Annotated in this window: 1 pseudogene; it reads left to right on the forward strand. The window is 54.8% G+C overall.

Annotation, left to right across the window (positions count from 1 at the left end):
- Window positions 1–863 (forward strand): annotated as a pseudogene (locus ACKJSM_RS28675) (IS3 family transposase); the annotation flags it as partial.

Genomic DNA, 863 nt, shown 5'->3' on the forward strand with positions numbered 1-863 from the left:
ACCGTTCTGATGTGGTTACGCAAGCACGGTCGGCAGGATTGGAGCCCGGGCACATACATTGGCTCGCCGAGGATGGGGTCTATGCCCGACAAAAACCGACCATTGACGCCAGAGCAACGTATCAAAGAGCTTGAAGAGCAATTGGCTCTGTCCAATCAGAAAGCCCAGTTTTTCGAGGCGGTCGTGGACGTGCTGAAAAATGACTACGGTCTTTCTGTCATAAAAAAGCGTCCCGGCAAGTCCTCGCGCAAAAACGAATCCAAAACCTGAGCATCAGCAGGGCTTGCCAGTTCATGGGGATAAGCCGACAGGCTTACTACAAGCGCAATCGCGCCGAAGCTGCTCGGTTCGTTCTGGATCAGCAAGTTGCCGATTTCGTTCAGCAAAAGCGTCAGCGACAACCACGGCTGGGCACCCGAAAGCTGCATTACTTGCTGCATTGTCAGCCTCGACTTGAACTGCAAGTGGGTCGAGATCGCCTGTTTGCAATTTTGCGCGAAAGGCGTTTGCTCGTGGCTCGCAAACGCGCTTACCACAAGACGACTGACAGCCATCATCGCTTTCGGCGCCATCCAAACTTACTCAAGGCTGGCCCTGACCAAGTTGTCCCAAGCGGCCCAGAGCAAGTTTGGGTGGCTGACATCACCTATCTACCTACTCAGGAAGGTGTGGCTTATTTGAGCCTGGTGACGGATGCCTTTTCGCGAAAGATCGTGGGTTATCACGTCCATGAAAGCCTGCACACCGAATCGGTAGCGCAGGCGCTGCGCCGGGCGGTGAAGCAACGTCGGACCGAACAACCACTGGTTCATCACTCGGACAGAGGCAGCCAGTATTGCGCGGGCATGTATCAGGAGTTGCAT

Origin of the sequence: Pseudomonas sp. PHC1 (assembly GCF_046487845.1) — a bacterium.
Classification (GTDB): domain Bacteria; phylum Pseudomonadota; class Gammaproteobacteria; order Pseudomonadales; family Pseudomonadaceae; genus Aquipseudomonas; species Aquipseudomonas sputi.